General features: G+C 55.1%; 5 protein-coding genes and 1 pseudogene. 2 read left to right on the plus strand and 4 right to left on the minus strand.

What is annotated here, in order from left to right:
* The 3 genes and pseudogenes from POG22_RS21620 to POG22_RS21630 all read right to left on the minus strand — a co-directional run.
* Positions 1-138 (minus strand): annotated as a pseudogene (locus POG22_RS21620) (transposase); the annotation flags it as partial.
* Between the two features lie 237 nt (positions 139-375).
* Entirely contained in the window at positions 376-1,572 is a 1,197-nt protein-coding gene (locus tag POG22_RS21625) for a pyridoxal phosphate-dependent aminotransferase (protein WP_498907081.1), read from the minus strand.
* Positions 1,573-1,608: 36 nt separating this feature from the next.
* Complete coding sequence (locus POG22_RS21630) at positions 1,609-2,766, minus strand: iron-containing alcohol dehydrogenase family protein (protein WP_498907082.1); 1,158 nt, start codon at positions 2,764-2,766, stop codon at positions 1,609-1,611.
* Between the two features lie 167 nt (positions 2,767-2,933).
* On the opposite strand from POG22_RS21630, the gene POG22_RS21635 reads away from it, so the two are divergent.
* Positions 2,934-3,413 carry a hypothetical protein gene (locus tag POG22_RS21635; protein WP_498907083.1) on the plus strand — a complete coding sequence of 160 codons (480 nt, stop codon included), beginning with the start codon at positions 2,934-2,936 and terminating at the stop codon, positions 3,411-3,413.
* A gap of 125 nt (positions 3,414-3,538) precedes the next feature.
* Here POG22_RS21635 and POG22_RS21640 read toward each other — a convergent pair whose 3' ends face one another.
* Positions 3,539-4,957, minus strand: a complete 1,419-nt coding sequence (locus tag POG22_RS21640; protein WP_498907084.1) for a slr1306 family protein — start codon at positions 4,955-4,957, stop codon at positions 3,539-3,541.
* A 236-nt stretch (positions 4,958-5,193) separates the two neighbouring features.
* On the opposite strand from POG22_RS21640, the gene POG22_RS21645 reads away from it, so the two are divergent.
* Positions 5,194-5,387: hypothetical protein (locus POG22_RS21645; protein WP_498907085.1), on the plus strand; the 194-nt coding region annotated here is incomplete at its 3' end.

Consider the following 5,387-nt stretch of genomic DNA (forward strand, 5'->3'; position numbering starts at 1 on the left):
CGCTTCATTTCGATAACTATTTTCCCCGATAAAATACTGTAGGTAAGGGTTTTCTTTAATTTGTTCGACAGTTTCTCGGTCGCTTATTCCCAATTTTTCTTTAATAATTAAGGCTCCCAGTGCCATCCGAAATGGTTTCGGATGGCGCTCGGCGCATTAATTATCTCACTTCATCTTCAGTCTTGCATCCCAATTTTCCCACCGCCGCCGTAGGCTGTCGGCGTCACCGTAATGCAGTCAGTGGGCTGCTACCTCAAGACTCAAAAATTTTCCCCGTAGAGTCCTTGCATACACAGACTCTACGGGGTTTTTTGGGATTGTTTGGAATTTTGAGAATCTTTGAAAGGGGAGCGATCGCACCCCGTTTAAATCAATTTACGCCAACTTGGCGTCAAAGCGAATTCCGGCTTCTTCAAGGCGATCGAGCGCCGTTTGCAGGCGTTCTAGCTCCGCAATCAGACTAATCCGCACGAAGCCTTCACCGCCCTCACCGAAGGCGTTCCCCGGCGTCACGACAACGCCCGTATTTTGCAGAACCGTCAGTGCGAAATCCGTCGAACCCATTCCGGGCGGACAGGGAACCCATAAATACATTGTCGCCAAGGGTTTTCTAACAGTCCAGCCGAGTTTTTCTAAGCCAGAAATCAAGAAATCTCGACGACTGCTGTATCGTTTTTGAACCTTTTCTAAATAGATTTCTGGTAATTGAAGCGCTGTTTCTGCTGCCGACTGTAACGCTGCAAAAATACCGTAATCCAAGTTAGTTTTTAAAGTTCGCAACCCTTGAATCACGTGACGATTGCCCACGACAAACCCAACACGCCACCCGGCCATATTATAAGTTTTCGAGAGGGTGTGGAATTCCACGCCGATGTCTTTCGCACCTTCGATTTCCAACAAACTCGTCGGTTGATAGCCGTCGAAAGCTAACTCGGCATAGCATAAATCGTGAACCAACAGAATCGAGTAGTGACGGGCGAACGCCACCACCTCTTCAAAAAACTCGCGCGGTGCCGTGGCTCCCGTGGGATTGTTGGGATAGTTGAAATACATCACCTTCGCTTCCCGCGCCACGTCTTCGGGAATCGAATTGAGGTCGATCGCCCAGTCGTTTTCGGGCTTCAACATAATGCTATGAACCCGCGCCCCAGCAATCAACGGACCGCGAAAGTGCGCCGGATAAGCCGGATTCGGCACGAGAACCAAATCGCCGGGGTTGAGATATGCCAGGGCTAAATGCGTCAGTCCTTCCTTCGATCCGAGTAGGGGTAACGCTTCCCCTTCAGGATCGAGTTTGACGCCGTACCGCCGCTCGTACCAAGTGGCGATCGTGCGTCGAAAACTGCCCGTTCCCTCAAAGGGAGGATAGCCGTGATTGGCCGGATCGCGTAACGCTTTCGCCGCCGCTTCAATGACGGGTTCGGGCGTCGCCCCGTCGGGGTTGCCCATACCCAAATCGATTAAATCCAATCCCTGCTCTCGCGCTCGTGCTTTTAACTCGTCGAGACGCGCGAACACATAGGGAGGTAATGCTTGCACCCGATCCGCCGGGCCGATCCAATCCAAAACCATTGGGGAACGTGGACGAAGAACAGACCTTTTACTCTATCAGGTTTTGAGGGGCGATCGATCTCTGGCCGCGCCGCAAGTCAGACAAGATGCGGTAGTCGAAACCATGGCCGCCATAACCTGAGCGGGTTCGACGGGAAACGGCAAGTGATGGATATCCGATTCGGGAACGCAGGCCAACTCGGCCGCCCGTTCTAATTCCGAGAGGGAAACCTCTGCCATGCCTAAATCCGCTAAAGTTTTCGGCAGTCCGATTTCATCGTAGAACTTCAGCAGTTGTTGGCGAGCGGCGGCGGCCAGTTGGTTCTGTTGCACCGTTTCTTCGAGGCGCAGTTGGACGAGGATGCCGAAGGCGACTTTTTCGCCGTGGATGGTCTTGCGGTTTTGTGACAGGTGCGTGAGGGCGTTGTGGACGGCGTGGGCGGCGACGGTGCGGCATTGAGCGCCCCCCAGTCCACCGATCGCACCCGCTAAGAGAACGCTGGCATCGACTACTTCGCGCCATGCTGGGCTTCCCGGTTCGGCGATCGCTCGGGCGGATTTTTGCAGGAGGAGATCGCGCAAAACTCGGGCTTGTTGCACGGCGGCCACGATGAGGGTGCGATCGGAACTGCCGCTACTGACAGAGGCTTCGTACCATTTGGCCAGGGCGTCTCCGATTCCGGCAACGAGCGTCCGTTGGGGAGCGTGGCGAACGAGGTCGTAGTCGAGTACGAGTAAGTCCGGGCATTGGGTGAGGGGAACGTCGTAGCGAAACGCCCCTTCGGAAGTGTAGACGTTGGACAGTCCCGTCCAGGCGGCACAGGTGGCGGCGGAGGTGGGAATGGTAACGACGGGGAGTTGGCTGCGGTGGGCGAGGAGTTTGGCAGCGTCTAGTGCTTTTCCACCACCGACGCCGACGATAACATCCGCATCGTGCGATCGCACCACGTCTTCCATCGCCGCCAAGCCGGTTTCGTCACAGTCGCAGCCGTAGGAGGTGCTAGCGACAGCGAGGTGGTGACGTTCTAAAACCGGACAAACGCGCTCTCGGGCAAGGTCTAACGTCTGATGGCCGGCCACGACGATCGGACGCCGTCCGAGTCGGGCAACGGGTTCGGCGATTTGGGACAGGATGCCGTCTCCGCGCAACACTCGAGCGGGGGCGACGCTTAAGGCGGTGTAGGATGGAGTTTGAGTCGTGACTGATTCGGGCATAGCGTAGTAACAGTGACGTCGATCGAGCGGTCTCGCCGAGGCGAGGCGATCGTGTATGGTTGTTGTTGGTAGGATAGCGGAAACGCTTGCTCGGCTAACGGCGTTCGTTTGAAAATCTTCAGAGTTTTTGGCGAGAACGGCTGTTCTGACGGAACTTTTTTCCAGGTATGAGTTTAGACACGCAAATTCAAACGCTTATCGAGAACGCCCCCCGCGACGGCTCGACTCCCCAGGCGATCGAAGCGATCGCACCAGTTTTGAAAGCCCTCGCCGAGCAACTGCGACACCGCGAGTACTATATTTTACAAACTCCCGATGGCAATTGGTTGACGACGACGTTGAGCAATCGCGCCAATCCCGATTTAGAGAAGTCGGTGGTGTATGGATTTCCATCTCTCGAAGACGCTCGTACCAGTCGCCCGCAAACCACGGAACGGGAACTCATCGCCGCACCGCTTCCCGTGACGCATTTGTTATTTCAGATGTTAGCGTTCGATCGAGTGGACAGTTTGATTTTCTTTGAAATGCCAGGAAACCGCGAAACTGGCACGGAAGTCAAGCGGGAAGACCTTCAACGCGCCGTTCGCCTGCAACTGCAAAGCTATTTGCAACAGAAAAAATCGAACATCCCCCCGAATTTGGCGTGATTCCTCTTTAGAGAGGGAGGGGGAGAGGGGGAGAGAATCGGTAGGGTGTGTGACGCGGCCGGAAAATGTGGCTGAACTCCGGTCAATGGGATGTTACCGCGTCACGCACCGCCCCCACCGACACATCACCCCATCACCACATCTTCGGGGGATTTGGCAGAGAATCGATCGATCCCTTGACGTACCAGAGATTTCACGAAGGTCATGCGCTGGTTGTTGTTGAAGACGCTTTGTAGAATGCTGCCTAAACGCTCGCCATCGACCGACGTAGCCGGGTTTTCCACCTCCTGCTGCTCGAAGTATTCCACCAAGCTCAACCCGGCGATACGGGTTAAATAGGCGGCGCTGAGACCCTGGACGGTTCCCCCCGCGACGAAGGTAACGGGATTGTGTTTGAGGGCGGTACTGATGAGTTGCGTTGAAAGTTCTACCAGTCCCAGTTTTACCATGAGGCTGCCCAAGGTTCCCGCTGCGGCTTGTGCTTGTTGTACGGACAGTCGCTGTTGGTAGAGATTGCCTAAATCGAGGACGAGTTGGGCGCTAATGGCACCGGTTGCCAATAAATCGAGGGCGGGGACGGGGTTGGCGAAGGCAGTCGCGGCGGCAACCCATTGATATTGAGTGATGATAGGTAAGGCGCGATCGCGACGAACGGCGTTGAGGCGAGTTTTTACGTCGTTTTTGAAAAGTCGCGCTTGGCGGTAGACGGTTCCCCAGACGAGGGGAGAACGGTTCGCCAATTGACGATCGAGAATTTGAGTTAAGTCTGAAATTTCGGGTTCGGGGGTTTCGCGAGTGCTGACAACGGTGTTGTCGCTTTGGTGGCGTCGCACTTCGATCGCATCGGGGGCGGCGGCGACGGTGCAAACGCAGTCTTCATCGAGAATCTGGGCGACGTTGCTGCGAACGCGAGCGAGTACGGCATCCCGTTCGGGGCGATCGTAGCGATCGCCTTTGTTCCACGCCAGAAGGACGGTTTGTCGCTGCTGGCGCAGGTGTTGCAACACTTGACGTTCGCTGTCGGTGAGGTCGCCGTCGATGAGAAATACGACTAAATCGGCGGTGAGGGCATCTTGGAGATTGTCGGCTTCGTCATGGCGAAAGAAGGCAGGAACTTCGTCGATTTCGACTCGATCGTTATTTTGCAGCCAGTGTTGGTGCAGTACCTTCGCCAGAGCCGTTTTTCCGACGCTTTTACTGCCGACGATCGCAAGTTTGATGCCGGTGCGATCGAGGTTGTCGTACAGTTGCGTCCAACGCTGTTGGAGATCCTCGCAAGGGGTTTCGCTTTCTTCGGATAAGCGATCGAGGAGGGTTTTCGCTTTCTCGAGAATTCGTTCGGCGTCCGATCTCGCGATCGTTTCTGGAACGATTTCCGGTAGCGGTTCGGGCGATCGCTGCTTTAACCACCACGCCCCAGCACCGACGGCGATGAGTCCCAAAACCCCCCACTCGCCAAACTCTCCAACGGAGCGATCGAGGCTTTCGAGCAACCACAACGCGAAGGAAAGACTGATTCCCCCGATTAGGATCGGTCGTTTCAACGTCCCTGCCATACCTACACTACTTTTCGTTATAAAGTTTTCTACGCCCCGAAGGCCGTTCGTATACCCCTATACTACCGTGTCCCTTCCCTCTCTCGGGTCGTTAGGACAGCGCTCGAACAGTTCCCAAGCCTCTCGCTTCGTATCGTGTTTCATTTCCTCTTTCATCGTTCGGCCAATCAAAAAGCCCCGCAGTTTGAAACTACGAGGCTTTTTAAAAATGGCGGGAGGCGGATTTGAACCACCGACCTTCGGGTTATGCGTACTACTACAGTTTTCACTGCCTGAGCTTTCGTCAGTTTGTAGTCTGGACTCTCCCTTCACCCTCAGCCGTACTGTTAGGGTGCTTCCCATCGAGTCTCTACACCTTCTCCGATTTCGGAGCTTGGCTCGGGATTACCACGCTACAGGCTTCCCCGAGTTTGGGAAG

The organism is Geitlerinema sp. CS-897 (assembly GCF_028368005.1).
In the GTDB taxonomy this organism is placed as follows: Bacteria; Cyanobacteriota; Cyanobacteriia; order Cyanobacteriales; family Geitlerinemataceae; genus Baaleninema; species Baaleninema simplex.